This is a genomic window from Pseudooceanicola atlanticus (assembly GCF_000768315.1).
GTDB lineage: Bacteria > Pseudomonadota > Alphaproteobacteria > Rhodobacterales > Rhodobacteraceae > Pseudooceanicola > Pseudooceanicola atlanticus.
In genome coordinates this window covers 761971-776538 of the sequence record NZ_AQQX01000002.1, presented here as the reverse complement: position 1 = coordinate 776538, position 14568 = coordinate 761971, and the positions used below count along the sequence as shown (strand labels likewise).

The 14568-nt window shown below is 64.0% G+C and carries 15 protein-coding genes; 10 read left to right on the top strand and 5 right to left on the bottom strand.

What is annotated here, in order from left to right; translation table 11 throughout:
* Positions 1 to 206: 206 nt before the first annotated feature.
* Both ATO9_RS07825 and ATO9_RS24555 read left to right on the top strand, forming a co-directional pair.
* Positions 207 to 1157, top strand: coding sequence for a class I SAM-dependent methyltransferase (locus tag ATO9_RS07825; RefSeq protein ID WP_043747328.1), 951 nt, complete (start codon positions 207 to 209; stop codon positions 1155 to 1157).
* A gap of 120 nt (positions 1158 to 1277) precedes the next feature.
* Positions 1278 to 1442, top strand: a complete 165-nt coding sequence (locus ATO9_RS24555; RefSeq protein WP_202902115.1) for a hypothetical protein — start codon at positions 1278 to 1280, stop codon at positions 1440 to 1442.
* Between the two features lie 78 nt (positions 1443 to 1520).
* Here the strand turns inward: ATO9_RS24555 and ATO9_RS07820 are convergent, their stop codons facing one another.
* Complete coding sequence (locus ATO9_RS07820; protein WP_043747327.1) at positions 1521 to 2744, bottom strand: argininosuccinate synthase; 1224 nt, start codon at positions 2742 to 2744, stop codon at positions 1521 to 1523.
* Between the two features lie 83 nt (positions 2745 to 2827).
* Positions 2828 to 3439: a hypothetical protein gene (locus ATO9_RS07815; RefSeq protein WP_043747326.1), complete on the bottom strand. Its 612-nt coding sequence runs from the start codon at positions 3437 to 3439 to the stop codon at positions 2828 to 2830.
* 84 nt (positions 3440 to 3523) lie between these two features.
* Here ATO9_RS07815 and ilvA point away from each other — a divergent pair, with 84 nt between their 5' ends.
* On the top strand, positions 3524 to 4759 hold the full coding sequence (gene ilvA / locus ATO9_RS07810; protein WP_043747325.1) for a threonine ammonia-lyase IlvA: 1236 nt from the start codon (positions 3524 to 3526) through the stop codon (positions 4757 to 4759).
* Between the two features lie 3 nt (positions 4760 to 4762).
* Here ilvA and ATO9_RS07805 read toward each other — a convergent pair whose 3' ends face one another.
* Positions 4763 to 5086, bottom strand: a complete 324-nt coding sequence (locus ATO9_RS07805) for an Hpt domain-containing protein (protein WP_043747324.1) — start codon at positions 5084 to 5086, stop codon at positions 4763 to 4765.
* Between the two features lie 141 nt (positions 5087 to 5227).
* On the opposite strand from ATO9_RS07805, the gene ATO9_RS07800 reads away from it, so the two are divergent.
* Positions 5228 to 6508 (top strand): PP2C family protein-serine/threonine phosphatase, encoded by a 1281-nt coding sequence (locus tag ATO9_RS07800; RefSeq protein WP_081979487.1) that lies wholly within the window; start codon positions 5228 to 5230, stop codon positions 6506 to 6508.
* Here ATO9_RS07800 and ATO9_RS07795 read toward each other — a convergent pair.
* Positions 6496 to 6930 (bottom strand): NUDIX hydrolase, encoded by a 435-nt coding sequence (locus tag ATO9_RS07795; RefSeq protein ID WP_043747437.1) that lies wholly within the window; start codon positions 6928 to 6930, stop codon positions 6496 to 6498. The genes ATO9_RS07800 and ATO9_RS07795 overlap by 13 nt on opposite strands.
* Before the next feature lie 80 nt (positions 6931 to 7010).
* Here ATO9_RS07795 and hslO point away from each other — a divergent pair, with 80 nt between their 5' ends.
* The 6 genes from hslO (at position 7011) to ATO9_RS07765 (ending at position 13489) form a co-directional block, all read left to right on the top strand.
* Positions 7011 to 8006: an Hsp33 family molecular chaperone HslO gene (hslO, locus tag ATO9_RS07790; RefSeq protein ID WP_043747322.1), complete on the top strand. Its 996-nt coding sequence runs from the start codon at positions 7011 to 7013 to the stop codon at positions 8004 to 8006.
* Positions 7996 to 8595, top strand: a complete 600-nt coding sequence (locus tag ATO9_RS07785) for a CoA pyrophosphatase (RefSeq protein WP_052418162.1) — start codon at positions 7996 to 7998, stop codon at positions 8593 to 8595. The genes hslO and ATO9_RS07785 overlap by 11 nt, the downstream gene beginning before the upstream one ends.
* On the top strand, positions 8595 to 9773 hold the full coding sequence (locus tag ATO9_RS07780; protein ID WP_043747321.1) for a CCA tRNA nucleotidyltransferase: 1179 nt from the start codon (positions 8595 to 8597) through the stop codon (positions 9771 to 9773). Before ATO9_RS07785 ends, ATO9_RS07780 begins: the two co-directional genes overlap by 1 nt.
* Before the next feature lie 48 nt (positions 9774 to 9821).
* Entirely contained in the window at positions 9822 to 11660 is a 1839-nt protein-coding gene (locus ATO9_RS07775; RefSeq protein WP_043747320.1) for an ABC transporter ATP-binding protein, read from the top strand.
* 39 nt (positions 11661 to 11699) lie between these two features.
* Positions 11700 to 12923 (top strand): class I SAM-dependent RNA methyltransferase, encoded by a 1224-nt coding sequence (locus tag ATO9_RS07770; protein WP_043747319.1) that lies wholly within the window; start codon positions 11700 to 11702, stop codon positions 12921 to 12923.
* Positions 12924 to 12994: 71 nt separating this feature from the next.
* Complete coding sequence (locus tag ATO9_RS07765; protein WP_043747318.1) at positions 12995 to 13489, top strand: L,D-transpeptidase family protein; 495 nt, start codon at positions 12995 to 12997, stop codon at positions 13487 to 13489.
* A gap of 21 nt (positions 13490 to 13510) precedes the next feature.
* Here the strand turns inward: ATO9_RS07765 and ATO9_RS07760 are convergent, their stop codons facing one another.
* Positions 13511 to 14524 (bottom strand): LacI family DNA-binding transcriptional regulator, encoded by a 1014-nt coding sequence (locus tag ATO9_RS07760; protein WP_043747317.1) that lies wholly within the window; start codon positions 14522 to 14524, stop codon positions 13511 to 13513.
* Positions 14525 to 14568: the final 44 nt, after the last annotated feature.

Below are 14568 nucleotides of genomic sequence, written 5' to 3'. Positions count from 1 at the left end.
CAACCTGCAGACTCTCATTATGAACGAGGGACCAACAGGGGGCAGGTCAGCGGCAATGCCGCATTATGAGAAACTCAGGACCCGAAAACTGGTGGTGTGACCGGCTGGTCACGGCTGCCTTGGGTAATTTTAGTTTACCGTCTTGACCAAATGGTCAGCAAAATCGAAAAAGTTCCGGATCATTTTGCAATGACGGACCATATTCGATGCAAGGCACTTTCAATCTGTTGAAAGGGGTCATCCCCTTTACGAAATATCCCTATGTCGGTGTGTCCGACCCCTGTGCAGTCTGCGGCGGTGCCGAGAAAGCCACCGTTTGCGAATATGATCGTCGGATCAAGCGGTTGACCACGGTGATCTGCGACGATTGCGGGACGCTAAGGACCGACCCGATGCCCACCGATGCGGAACTGGCAAATTATTACGCCACGGCGTATCGGTTCGATTACCAGCTGGCGGCGGGAACCAAGCCGCCGAAATTCCACCTGAAGCGGAGCCGAGGCCTGGCCGAGCATCGTTTCGCCAAATACAGCCCAGCCTTTCCTGAAGGCGGCCGCGTGCTGGATTTCGGCTGCGGGTCGGGGGAATTCCTGCAGGTCTGCAAGGAAAATGGCCACGAGGTCGAGGGGATCGAGCCGGGCGAAAGCTATGCCCGCTTTGCCAATGAAACCTATGGCGTTCAGGTTCAGAATTGCGGCTGGCAGGACGCCGATTTCGGCGATCGCAGCTTTGACGTGATCACCGCATTCCACGTGTTCGAACATCTGCGCGACCCCAAGGCGGCGCTGCAATTCCTGCTGTCCAAACTGAACGAGGGCGGCGTGATCGTGATCGAAGTGCCGAACATGCTGCCGTCGAAGAAGAAACTGTTCGAAGAGTTGCACTTTGCCCATGTCTACGGGTTCACGCCCAACACGCTGGAGCGTCTGGGCAACGAATGCGGGCTGGAGCGGCATCCGATGCAGGACCATCCCTGGACCGACATGGTGTTCCGCCGCGCCGAAGGCGAGATTGCGCCGGGTGCGGCCGACAGCGATTACTCCCGCGACCTGGCCGGGCAATACGACAAGACGGATATCGCGGCGTTTCTTCTGAAATTCGGATGGCTGGGCGACATGTATCGGCGGGTGGCCAAGGACCTGCGGGATTCCCGCTGAGCGCGGATTTTTCGGGCCTGTCGCTCTGCGCTGAGGGTGTAGAGCGCGATAAATCTGGTTAACCGGCGGGGGAATCCGGCTAGCATTCACACGCGACGTTCTGGCGTGAGGAATGGGCCGATGTTCGATCCGGTGAAGATGATCTACTACGCGGCGGTTTGTGCCACGCTGGCCGTGCTTGCCCCGCGATTTCACACGAAAAGATGGCGCATGATGATCGGTGCCGTGGTCGGCTTGGTGGCCGCCGGCATTCTGCCCTTCGTCAATCGGGCGCTTGGAATGTAGGGAAGGAAAGGCCGCCGACCCATGTGTCGGTCGGCGGAAGGTTTGGGCCGAAACAGGCTCTGTTCCGGCCCGAAACGCTTATTTCAGGCGTTTGTCGCGGGTGGCCAGCAGGCGCAGGCGCAGAGCGTTCAGCTTGATGAAACCCGCCGCGTCCTTCTGATCGTAGGCGCCGGCATCCTCTTCGAAGGTCACGTGTGCTTCGGAATAGAGGGAGTGGTCGGACCAGCGGCCCACGGTACGGGCCAGACCCTTGTAGAGCTTCAGCCGGACGGTGCCGGTGACGTGTTCCTGGCTCTTGTCGATGGCGGCCTGGAGCATCTCGCGTTCGGGGGAGAACCAGAAGCCGTTATAGATCATCTCGGCATATTGCGGCATCAGCTGATCCTTCAGGTGCGCCGCGCCACGGTCGAGCGTGATCTGTTCGATGCCGCGATGCGCCTCGAGCAGGATGGTGCCGCCGGGGGTTTCGTAGATGCCACGGGACTTCATGCCGACGAAGCGGCCCTCGACCAGGTCAAGCCGGCCGATGCCGTGCTTGCGGCCGTATTCGTTGAGCTGGGTCAGGATCGTTGCGGGCGACATCGCCTCGCCGTTGATCGCGACGGCGTCACCCTTTTCGAAGGTCACTTCGATGAATTCGGGGGTGTCGGGCGCATCCTCGGGGTGAACGGTGCGCTGGTAGACGTAATCGGGCGCGTCCTGCGCCGGATCCTCCAGCACCTTGCCTTCGGAGGAGGTGTGCAGAAGGTTCGCATCGACGGAGAAGGGGGCCTCTCCGCGTTTGTCCTTGGCGATCGGGATCTGGTTCTGTTCGGCAAAGTCCAGAAGCGAGGTGCGCGAGTTCAGGTTCCACTCCCGCCAGGGGGCGATGACCTTGATGTCGGGGTTCAGGGCATAGGCACTGAGTTCGAAGCGAACCTGGTCATTGCCCTTGCCGGTGGCGCCATGGGCCACCGCGTCGGCGCCGGTTTCCTCGGCGATCTCGATCAGGCGCTTGGAAATCAGCGGGCGCGCGATGGACGTGCCCAGCAGGTAGAGCCCTTCATAGACCGCGTTGGCGCGGAACATCGGGAAAACGAAGTCGCGGACGAATTCCTCTCGGATGTCCTCGATATAGATGTTCTCGGGCTTGATGCCGAGCAGTTCGGCCTTCTTGCGGGCGGGGTCGAGCTCTTCTCCCTGACCGAGGTCAGCGGTGAAGGTGACGACCTCGCAGCCGTATTCGGTTTGCAGCCACTTCAGGATGATCGAGGTGTCGAGGCCCCCGGAATAGGCCAGGACGACTTTTTTCGGCGCGGACATGGTTTTTTCCCTCGTCTAAGTTCGGCGAGGCGATAGCCGTTTTTTACTGCGCCGACAAGGTGGCGGGCCCTTGTATGTGCGGTTCAGCGGATGACGAGGGGCCCGCCATTGGCCGGACGGTCGACGCGCCGGTCCTCGATCATGGTCGAAAGGGTGCCCTCCTGGGTGTCGGTCGCGGCGGTTTCGTCGGAGGCGATATCGGTGTTGAGGGATGTCGCAAGCTCCGGCCGTTCCGAGACGAGTTGTTTCAGTGCGTCGCGGGTTTCGGGCGAAAGGCTTTCCGGGTCGATCCGGGTCTGGGGGTCCTCGGTGGGCTGATAGGCGGCAATGGGCGTGATCCGGCCATAATCGTCGCCTTGGGCGGTGTCACGCATCCTGGGTCGCAGGGACGCGGTGACGATCTGGCTGTTGCGGGTGATGGTGCCGGGGTTTGCAGCAGTATGGCGGGCGGGCCGGGTCGTCTGACCGATGGCGGCCAGGCCGGTGATCGTGCGGATTGCGCTTTGCAGGTCACGTTCGATGGCGCGGATCGTGTTTTGGCCGTTGCGTTTGGCCCGTTTGTGACCTTTGGCCTTGCCGTGACCCTTGCCTTTCGCCTCGACCGCGGTGGGGCCAAGCCCGGTGATCTCGGCCACGGGAACGATCGTCAGGGTGGTTGCGGTCATCAGGATGGCGAGTTGGCGGCACAGGGGCATCGGGCGGTTCCTTCTCATCGGCATTCGAGGAAATAACGGGGCAGCCACTTGCATGGTTCCCGCCATCGGGTCATTGCTGATCGGATGAGCGAGAGAGAAGATTTCCGGGACCGCGCGAGGGCGGCCATGGTGGCGATGCGGTCCGTGTTTCCGGCCACGCCGCTTTTGCGCAACGATCACCTGTCCGAGAAGTTCGGCGCAGATATCTGGCTGAAGCGCGAGGATCTGAGCCCGGTGCGCAGTTACAAGCTGCGGGGCGCGTTCAACGCGATGCGCCGGGCGCAGGGGGCGACGCTGTTCGTCTGTGCCAGCGCGGGCAACCACGCGCAGGGCGTGGCCTATATGTGCCGGCATTTCGGGGTGGGTGGCGTGATCTTCATGCCCGTCACGACGCCGCAGCAGAAAATCGACAAGACGCGGATCTTCGGCGGCGACATGGTCGAGATCCGGCTGGTCGGTGACTATTTCGACGACACGCTGGCCGAGGCCAAGGCGTTCTGCGATGCGGAGGGCGGGCATTTCCTGGCCCCCTTCGACGACGAGGACGTGATCCTTGGCCAGGCGAGCATCGCCGCGGAGATCGAGGCAGAGATGCCGGGCGGCGCCGACATGATCGTCCTGCCGGTCGGCGGCGGTGGTCTGTCCGCCGGTATCCGGAGCTATTTTGGGCCGGAACAGGGTCTGAAATTCGTCGAACCGGCGGGGGGCATGTCGCTGGCCGCGGCGGTGGACAATGACGGGCCGGTGACCCTGAACAAGGTCGACAGCTTTGTTGATGGGGCGGCCGTTGCCCGGATCGGCGAACGGCCCTGGGCCCGGCTGAAGGGGATCGCGCGCGACGACGTGCTGAACGCGCCCGAGGATCGCATCTGCACCACCATGCTGGAGATGCTGAACATCGAGGGCATCGTGCTGGAACCGGCGGGGGCACTGGCGGTGGATGCCCTGGGTGCGATCAGGGACGAAATCAGGGGAAAACGCGTCATCTGCATCACATCGGGGGGCAATTTCGATTTCGAACGCCTGCCCGAGGTCAAGGAACGGGCGCAGCGCTATTCCGGAATCAAGAAGTACCTGATCCTGCGCCTGCCGCAGCGGCCCGGCGCCCTGAAGGAATTCCTGAACCTGCTGGGGCCGAACGACGACATCGCACGTTTTGAATACCTGAAGAAATCGGCCCGCAACTTCGGGTCCGTCATGATCGGGATCGAGGCCCAGCAGGCCGAGGATTTCGAAGGGCTGTTCGCAAGGCTGGACGAGCGCGGCTTTACCTACCGCGACATCACCCAGGATACGATCCTGGCCGAATTCCTGATCTGACGATCACGCGGCGAGTCGCGCCACGTATTCGGCGAGGAAGATGTCACGGCTTTCGGCATAGGCACGGGTGAGCGCGGTGAAATCGACCTCGTCGGGACGGCCGCGTGCGGCAAGCGTTTCGCCCTTGGCACAAAGGCTGGCGAAGTCGGCGAAGCCGAGGTTCAGCGCGCAGCCCTTGAGGAAATGCAGCGCTGCTTCCAGGTCGTCGGCCATGGCGATTGTCTGAAGTGCCGTTTCCACCTCTTGCAGGAAGAGGTCGAGCACGTCGTCAAACCCGTCACGACCGACATCTTCGGCCAGTTCCTGCACTTTGTCCCAGTCGATCATTGCGCCCTTCCCGTGCTGATGGCCGCGCGACCATAGGGGACGGGGATTAGCATTTTCCCAAGGAAAACAAAGAATTTTTGATTTAACCGGCTGTTATGGAGCGCGCCTTACCAAGACAAGGCAACAGGCATACAGGCAGCTATGACGAAGGTTTCTCAGGCCATCCGGGCGGGGCAGGGACCTGGCGCGACGGTTCGCTCCGCGCGTCGGGTTCTTGTTGTCGATGACAGCCGGATGCAGCGCCGGATCCTGGCGGTGTCGCTGAAGCGTTGGGGTTTCCTGGTCGCAGAGGCCGGCACCGGCGAGGAAGCGGTAGAGATTTGCCGCGAGGGCCTGCCGGATATCGTGATTTCCGACTGGATGATGCCGGGGATGAGCGGCCCGGATTTTTGCCGCGCCTTCCGCGCGATGCAAAAAGACACCTACGGTTATTTCATTCTGCTGACCTCGAAGGCCGACAAGGTCGACGTGGCCGAGGGGTTGGATAGCGGGGCGGATGATTTCCTGACGAAACCGGTGAATACCGGGGAACTTCGCGCGCGCCTGACCGCCGGGGAACGCATCCTCGATATGCAGGGGGAGCTGCGGGAAAAGAACCGCATGATCGAGGAAACCCTGATCGAGCTTCAGCAGCTTTACGATTCCATCGACAGCGACCTTCTGGAGGCAAAAAGGCTGCAACAGAGCCTTGTTCGTGAACGCCAGGTCGAATTCGGCCCGGCCCGGGTGTCGCAGATCTTGCGCTCTGCCGGGCGGGTCGGGGGTGACCTCGTGGGCTATTACCCGATCGGCGAAGACAAGGTCGCGATCTTTTCGCTTGATGTGTCGGGGCACGGGATTTCGTCCGCGCTGATGACCGCGCGTCTGGCGGGGTTTCTGTCGGCGGCGGTGCCGAACCAGAATATCGGGCTGGTGTCGCGGGGGGGCAAATTGCACGCGGTGGTGCCCCCCGATGACATTGCCGCGCGGCTGAATGCCATTGCCCTGCAGGAAATGGAAAGCGCGCATTATTTCACCCTCGCCCTGGCCGAGCTGAACCTGCGCGACGGGCGGCTGCGGCTGGTTCAGGCCGGGCATCCGCATCCGGTGATCCAGCGCGCCGATGGCCAGGTCGACCTGATCGGGCAGGGCGGGTTCCCCGTCGGCCTGCTGGAAGAGGCTCGTTTCGAACTGATCGAGGATCGGCTCGCCCCCGGCGACAGGCTCTTGCTGATTTCGGACGGGGTAACCGAATGCACTGACGCACAGGGAGACATGCTGGGCGAGGATGGGTTGATCCGGATGCTGCACGAATTGCGCGGGGTCGAAGGCTCTTCGCTGCTGGAATCCATCGTCTGGACCCTGGCTCAGCGGCGGAGCGAACGGAATTTCGACGATGACGTGTCCGGCATCGTTCTGGAATTCACCGATCAGAGCAGTTGAGCGACGAAATCCGCGTTGCCGTCATCCGCCAGCAGGTCGGGCGCCATGGCGGCGGGGATCCAGGTGGCCGTGTGGTGCGGTTCGCTGGGCGGGCCAAGGTGGCGGACAGGGCGGGCCAGGTAGATCGTGCAGATCTTCTCGGCCCAGATGTCGTAATCGGGCATGAAAGTGAACCGGCGAAAGGCACCGATGCGACGGGGGTCGGTGATCGTCCAGCCGGTTTCCTCGAATACCTCGCGATGCAGGGCGCGGATGGGCGATTCGCCCGGGTCGATGCCGCCGCCAGGCAGCTGGAATTCCGGGGTGGGTTCGGCCTGGTGGGTCAGCAGCAGGTCATCGCCACGGGGCAGGATGACATAGGCGCCCGGGCGGAAAATATAGGTCTGGCCCGGTCTGGGGCTTTCTCCGTAACGTCGCATGATGGCCCCTGACTTGTATCGCGCTTGGCTTGCCCATAGGTGGTGGCCAAGATATGCCAAGGGCAGGCGCGGAAGGAAACCCCATGACAATTGGTTCCAAACTGGCCTGGGACGACACTGTACTGCCGTTCCAGCTTGATCATTCGGATGTGCGCGGGCGCGTGGCCCGCCTGGACGGTGTGCTGGAAGGCATCCTGTCCCAGCACGATTATCCCCCCGCGGTCGAGGCGCTGGTCGCCGAGATGGCGCTGCTGACCGCGCTGATCGGGCAGACGATCAAGCTGCGCTGGAAGCTGCAATTGCAGGTCCAGTCGAACGGTCCGGTGCGGATGATCGCCACGGATTACTACGGCCCCGAGGAAGACGGTCAGCCGGCTCGGATCCGGGCCTATGCCAGCTTTGACCGGGACCGCGTGACCGATGGCAATCCGTTCGACCAGGTGGGCGACGGCTATTTCGCGATCATGATCGACCAGGGCATGGGGATGCAGCCCTACAAGGGGATCACCCCGCTGGCCGGTGGCGCGCTGCGCAGCTGTGCCGAGGCGTATTTCGCGCAGTCCGAGCAGCTTCCGACCCGGTTCGCGCTGTCCTACGGCAAGTCGCGAGAGGCCGGCGGCGAGGAACATTGGCGCGCGGGCGGCGTCATGCTGCAGGTGATGCCCAAGGCCGGCGCGCATGTGTCGGGCGAGGGCGGATCGGGCGAAGGCGGTCTTCTGTCCGCGTCGGACCTGGTCGAGGGCGACGAGGAAGAGAACTGGAACCGCGTGAACTTCCACCTCGATACGGTGGAAGAGCTGGAGCTGATCGGGCCGAGCGTCGCGCCGACCGATCTGCTGGTGCGCCTGTTCCACGAGGAACAGCCCCGCGTCTTCGATGCGCAGCCGGTCCGGTTCGGTTGCACCTGTTCCGAGGATCGAGTGCGTCAGTCGCTGTCGATCTATTCGGCCAAGGATATCGAGAAGATGACCACCGAAGAGGGGCTGGTGACCGCCGATTGCCAGTTCTGCGGTGCGCATTACGAGCTGGACCCCAAGAGTGTTGGTTTTGACGCGGAGGATCCGCCGGGTGAAAGCTGAGGCCGCGACGTTCGATCGGATCAGGCAGGCGCTTGCCCAGCCGGGCGAGGCCTCGTCCGACTTCGATCTGAACGGGCCTCAGATGGCGGGCGCGGTATCGCTGCGCCCTGCCGGTGTGCTGGTGCCGCTGATCGAGGTCGACGGAGAGATCCGGGTGATCCTGACCAAGCGGGCCTCGCACCTGAAGCATCATCCGGGCCAGATCGCCTTTCCGGGTGGCAAGCAGGAAGACAGCGATGCCGACGTGATCGAGGCCGCGCTGCGCGAAGCCGAGGAAGAGATCGGCCTGCCGCGTGACATGGTCGAGGTGCTGGGCGATCTGCCGCCGCATGAAACCGTCAGCGTGTTTTCCGTCACCCCTGTTGTGGCGCGGATCACCGGTCCGTTCGACCGCGTCCCCGAACCCGGCGAGGTCGAAGAGGTGTTTGACGTGCCGCTGGCGCATCTGCTGAACCCGGACAATTACTGGATCGAGGGGCGGCGCTGGCGCGGTCAGCGGAGGAATTACTTCGTGGTGCCCTGGGGGCCATATTACGTCTGGGGCGCGACGGCGCGGATGCTGCGGGTCCTGGCGGACCGGCTGCGCTGATGCGTGTCGAGGGCGACTGGCTGACCCATCCGGGCACGCGGGCCGTCTGCGACCTGCTTGAGGCTGCGGGGCATCGGGCGCTGTTCGTCGGCGGCTGTGTCCGGGACGCGTTGCTGGGACGGCCCGTCGGGGATATCGACATCGCCACCGATGCGCGGCCGGATCGCGTTGTGGAACTGGCCGGGACCGCTGGGATCAAGGCTGTTCCGACCGGGATCGACCATGGCACCGTGACGCTGGTGGCCGATGGGCTTGGGCACGAGATTACCACGTTTCGCCGCGATATAGAGACGGATGGGCGGCATGCGATCGTCCATTTCTCGGACGATGTGGCCGAAGACGCGGCGCGTCGGGATTTCACCATGAACGCGCTCTATGCCGATCCGCGTGGCGTGGTCGTGGACCCGCTGGGCGGCTTGCCCGATCTGCGGGCGCGGCGGCTGAGATTCGTGGGTGACCCGGCCGAGCGTATTGCGGAGGATTACCTGCGGATCCTGCGGTTCTTCCGGTTTCATGCCTGGTATGGCGATCCCGAGGCCGGGATGGATGCCGATGCGCTGGCCGTGATTGCCGACGGCGCGGAGGGTATCGCGCATCTGTCGCGCGAACGGATCGGTCACGAGATGCGCAAGCTGCTGGCCGCACCCGATCCGGCGCCGTCCGTCGCGGCGATGCGACAGGCGGGGGTGCTGATCCACGTTCTGCCCGGGGCGGATGACAAGGGCCTTGCGCCGCTGGTGCATCTTGAGACGGTGGAAGATCCGGTTATCCGACCCGATGCAATGCGGCGACTGGCGGTGCTGGGGGGCGAAGACCCGGAGTCCGCCCTGCGCCTGAGCCGGGCCGAGGCGCGGCGGTTGCAGCAGATGTCGGATGCTATCGGCACCATGTCCGGGGCAGGGGAGCTGGGCTATCGGCTGGGTCGGACCACGGGGATCGACGTTCTGCTGCTTCGGTGGGCGCTGTTCGGTCAGCCGCGCGACCGGGCTGACATCGCCTCGGTCGAAACCGGGGCAGAGGCGAAGTTTCCGGTCACCGCCAAACACCTGATGCAGGAGTATTCCGGGGCAGAGCTGGGCCGCAGGCTGAAAGAGCTGGAAGATCGCTGGATCGCGTCGGGCTTTGCATTGACGCAGGCCCAATTGTGCGCCGGTACGGGATCGGATGGGGATGGTTGAACCGGGACGGATCGCGCTAGGTTTGCATCGAAGCTGCAAGGAAATCAGATGCCCTTCGACACCAAGCGCGTGATCGATCCGTTCCGGCCCGCCGAAGGGCCGCCCCCCGTGACCCTGATCCCCTATATCGGGTGGCTGCTGCGTGGTGCCTGGCCGGTGATCGGGGTGTCGGCCTTCCTGTCGGCGCTGGCCGGCACGATGGAGATCGCCTCGGCCTGGGTGCTGGGCGCTGTGGTGGATGCGGCGACCGTATCAGGCCCTGAACAGGCGTTTTCGGGCGAAAGCCTGACGATGATGCTGGGCGCGCTGGCGTTCTTCATCCTGGTGCGTCCGTTCATGATGGGGCTTTCGTCTGCGGCAAACACGCTGTTCATCATGCCCAACGTCTTTTCCCTGACGCTCAGCCGTCTGCACCGCTGGACGATGGGCCAGTCGGTCACCTATTTCGACAACGATTTCGCCGGGCGGATCGCGCAGAAGCAGATGCAAAGCGCCAGTGCGATGACCGAAGTGTCGATGGAGACGATCAACTCGATCATCTTCGCCTTCGCGTCGATCATCGGCGCCGGGGCGCTGATATTTACCATCGATCCCTGGCTGGTCGTCGTCTTTCTGGTGTGGCTGTCGGGCTATGTTCTTCTGATCCGGTATTTCCTGCCGCGCGTGCGGGCCCGGTCCAAGGCGCGGGCGGCGGCGCGGGCCAATGTCTCGGGGCAGGTGGTGGACACGATCACCAACATCAAGACGGTCAAGCTGTTCGCCCATGCCGAACACGAGGACCGCGTGGCGCTGAGCGCGATCGAACAATTCCGCCAGCGGGCCTTTGATTTCGCCAAGGTGGCGGTGAGTTTCCGGATCATCCTGTTCACCCTCGCAGGCATTCTGCCGGTGCTGCTTGTGGGTGGGTCACTGTGGCTGTGGTCGGCTGGGACGACGACGATCGGGTCGGTGGTGGCCGCCGGCACCGTGTCGATCCGGCTGGCGCAGATGACCGGCTGGGTGTCGTTCACGCTGATGGGCATTTCCGCCAATATCGGGGAACTGGAGGACGGGATGCGCACACTGGCCTATCCCAACCGGCTGGATGACGATCCGGATGCCAAGGACCTGACCGTGCCCGAGGGGCGCGTGACGCTGGATCACCTGAGCTTTGCCTATGGTCGCGATGTCGGCGGGGTCGAGGATATCACGCTGGACATCAAGCCTGGGGAGAAGCTGGGGATTGTCGGGGCCTCGGGTGCGGGGAAATCGACGCTCGTCGCGCTGCTGATGCGGCTGTACGATCCCGAGGGCGGGCGCATCCTGATCGACGGGCAGGATATTCGCCATGTCACCCAGGACAGCCTGCGCCGCAAGATCGGGATGGTCACGCAGGAAACCGCGATGTTCAACCGATCCGCCATGGACAATATCCGGTATGGACGGCCCGAAGCGAGCGAGGAAGAGGTCTTTGCCGCCGCCGCCAAGGCTGAAGCGGACGAGTTCATCCAGACCCTGGCCGACCATATGGGCCATGAAGGCTACGAGGCGCGGTTGGGCGAGCGTGGCGTGAAATTGTCCGGCGGGCAGCGGCAGCGGATCGCCCTGGCGCGCGCCATCCTGAAGGACGCGCCGATCCTGGTGCTGGACGAGGCGACCTCGGCCCTCGACAGCGAGGTCGAGGCGGCGATCCAATCCGCGCTGGAGCGAGTGATGGAGGGCAAGACCGTGCTGGCCGTGGCGCATCGTCTGTCCACGATCAGTCACATGGACCGGATCGCCGTTCTGGATGCCGGGCGCATCGTCGAGATCGGGTCGCATGACGATCTGCTGGCCAAGGGCGGCCTCTATGCCCGGTACTGGTCGCGGCAATCTGGCGGGTTCCTGGGGTCGGAGGCCGCGGAATAGGGCTTCCCCCTGCAGGCTGTGCCGCGCTATCGGACGGATATGAGCGAACATAACATTCAACGTCTGGGGCATCATGGCGACGGGATCGCCCCCGGCCCCGTCTTTGCCCCCCTGACCCTGCCCGGCGAGGTCGTCACCGGCACGCTGGATGGTCAGCGGCTGACCGATGTGAAGGTCGTGACGCCGTCGCCCGATCGCGTCGCTGCGCCCTGCCGGCATTTCCGGTCCTGCGGGGGCTGTTCGCTGCAACATGCGGCGGATGATTTCGTTGCCCGCTGGAAGGTCGAAATCGTGGCCGAGGCGCTGCGCGCCCACGGGATCGAGGCCGAGATGGCGGGCATCCACGTTTCTCCGCCCCGGTCGCGGCGGCGCGCGACATTGTCGGCGCGGCGCACCAAGAAAGGTGCGCTGGCCGGGTTCCATGGCCGCGCCTCGGGCGTGATCGTGGAGATCCCCGATTGCCATCTGCTGCATCCCGACCTGATGCGCGCCCTGCCGGTGGCAGAGGCGCTGGCGACGACCGCCGGGTCCCGCAAGGGCGAGCTGAGCGTTCAGGTCACGCTGTCCGAAAGCGGGCTGGACGTGGCGGTTTCGGGCGGAAAAGAGCTGGAATCGAGCCTAGAAATCACCCTCGCGCAGGAGGCCGAATGGCTGGACCTGGCACGCCTGGCCTGGGACGGAGAGGTGATCGCCATGCGCCGTCCGCCGTTCCAGCAATTCGGTGCGGCGCGGGTCGTGCCGCCGCCGGGTGCCTTTCTTCAGGCGACGCAGGATGGGGAGGCCGCATTGCTGGCGGCCGTGCGCGAGATTACCGATGGCGCCAAGCGGATCGCGGACCTCTTTGCCGGTTGCGGCACCTTTGCCCTGCCGTTGGCCGAAGGGGCAGAGGTACACGCAGTCGAAGGGGACCGCGCCATGACCCAGGCGCTGGATCGCGGCTGGCGCGAGGCGCAGGGCCTGAAAAAGGTCACGACCGAGGCGCGCGACCTGTTCCGCAACCCGATGCTGTCGGACGAATTCCGCAAGATCGACGCGGTTGTCATCGACCCGCCGCGCGCCGGGGCCGAGGCGCAGATCGCCGAACTGGCAGCGGCCAAGGTTCCGGTGATCGCGCATGTGTCGTGCAACCCGGTGACCTTTGCCCGCGATGCGGCCCGGTTGATCGCTGCGGGCTATCGGATGGGGCCGGTCCGGGTGGTCGATCAGTTCCGATGGTCCGCCCATGTGGAGCTGGTGGCGGGGTTCCGCCTCACGTCGTCGTGAGCGGCGTTTCGGCCCTATGCCATAGGGGGCTTTTCAGGATATAAGGGACAAAAAAATGGCAGGCGGCAGTGATGCGTTTTCTTTCCCTATTCCTGGTCCTCGTGGTCGGTCTGACCCTGAGCGGCTGTTCCAAGTTCTATCATTATGACGGGCCCGAAGTGACCCGTGTGCTGGTCTACAAGACGGACCGGCGGATCATGCTGTTGCACGACAATATCGTGCTGGAAAGCTACAAGATGGATCTGGGCTTTGCCCCGGTCGGTCACAAGCAGTTCCGCGGCGACGGCAAGACGCCCGAGGGCAATTACATCATCGACCGGCGCAACCCGAACAGCGAATTTCACCTGTCCATCGGGATCAATTATCCCAATGCCAAGGACATGGCCTTTGCCTCGTCGCAGGGGAAGAATCCGGGTGGCGACATCTTCATCCACGGTCAGCCCGAGCGGTTCAAGAAACGCGCCAAGCAGGACTGGACCGCTGGCTGCATCGCGGTCAGCAACACCGCCATGCGCAAGATCTATTCGATGGTGAAGAACGGGACGCCAATCACGATCTTCCCGTGACATCTGCCGGTCCGGCGTCGGTCACTCCCCGACGGGGGGTGGGCAGGCACTGCCGCGGCGGATGAACTCGATCTCGATCAGGTCCGAGGGGCCGGTCAGCGTGCCGGTTTCGATCATGCGCAGCAGCAATTCTGCTGCGCGGATGCCGATCTGCGTGCGGGGCTGACGGATCGTGGTCAGGGCAGGGCTAAGGTGCTGGACGATCTCGATATTGTCGAAACCGACGATGGAGACGTCTTCGGGCACGGAATAGCCGGCGCGCTGTACCACCCCCATGAAACCAACCGCCATCTCGTCCGAGGCGAAGAACAGAGCGGTCGGGCGATCCTCCATCGCGAGCCAGGCATTGGCGGCGGCGGCGCCGGAATCCATGCTGAAATCGCCTTCGAGGATCCAGTCGTGGCGGAGCGGCAGGCCGAGCGAGGTGAGAGCGGATCGGAACCCCTCCAACCGGGATTCGGCCAGGACGTTGCCGCGCGGGCCCGTCACATGCCCGACGGAGCGGTGGCCGAGCTGGGCGAAATGCCCCACGGCCATGGCCGCACCGCGTCCGTTTTCGACCCGGACGGAGGGCAGGTCGCTGCCCATCCATTCGCAGGCCATGACGATGGGCGGCCGACCGGGGATTTTCAGCGCATCGGGTGACAGGGATCCGTCCAGCAGGATCAGCCCGTCGGCCTGGCCCGAGGTCAGGTAATGCACCAGCCGTTCATCGGGATCGGGCCCGGACTGGGTGTCGGCGATCAGCATGCCGTACTTGGCCGGTGTCAGGATCGAGGACAGCCCGGCGAGGATCTGCGCGAAGAACGGGTTGGCGATATTGGGCAGCAGCACGATCACCGATCCGGTGCGCTGCCGCCGCAGGTTGGAGGCCGTCGCATTGATGCGATACCCGGTCTCGGCCACGGCGTTCAAAACCGCCTCCCGAGTCGCCGCAGCGACCACGGTGGGTTTGGACAAGGTGCGGCTGACAGTGGCGGTCGAAACGCCCGCTACCCTGGCAACATCCTGAATCGTGGCGATTTTCTTGTCCATTCACTCCCCTTCCGACGGTCCTAACATGGCCTGTGAAAAAATGC